Source organism: Mesorhizobium sp. M1A.F.Ca.ET.072.01.1.1 (assembly GCF_004023325.1).
Classification (GTDB): Bacteria; Pseudomonadota; Alphaproteobacteria; order Rhizobiales; family Rhizobiaceae; genus Mesorhizobium.
The window spans coordinates 1-418 of the sequence record NZ_RZSF01000763.1; the positions used below are offsets into that span (position 1 = coordinate 1).

1 protein-coding gene is annotated in these 418 nt (G+C 60.5%); it reads left to right on the forward strand.

Annotated elements, in window-relative coordinates; all coding sequences use genetic code 11:
• The first annotated feature begins 96 nt into the window (after window positions 1-96).
• Window positions 97-264 (forward strand): hypothetical protein, encoded by a 168-nt coding sequence (locus tag EOA32_RS39140; protein ID WP_187331398.1) that lies wholly within the window; start codon window positions 97-99, stop codon window positions 262-264.
• The last annotated feature ends 154 nt before the right edge of the window (window positions 265-418 follow it).

Here is a 418-nt window from a genome sequence, read left to right on the forward strand (position 1 = left end):
ATCCTCCTGATGCATGCTACGCGAGGTTCGATTGGAATCCAAGGCCGGAAAACGGCATGCTCTGGTCATCGAACTCGAACCCGAAAGGACACGGCAATGACCACCACCCTTTACAGCACGCTTCGTCGTCCGGTTCTCGACCTCTTCATCGCGCCGTTCAGGCCACGCACGCGCGGCCTGCTTGACCGCCGTTCGCTGTCGGACCATTTCCTGCGCGACATCGGCATGCTCGACGGACGCGTGCCTCCCGGCACCCTTCGCTGAGGCAAGTCCGGCGCCTTGACCGACGCGAGGGAGGGAAAGATGGATGCATTATCGCAGGCTCTGGCGAAGAGCCGTCAAACGATCAGCGCCTATGAGGACTATGCGGAACGCTACGATCAAATCGTGCGGCATGTCCCCAACGACAGAGAACAGG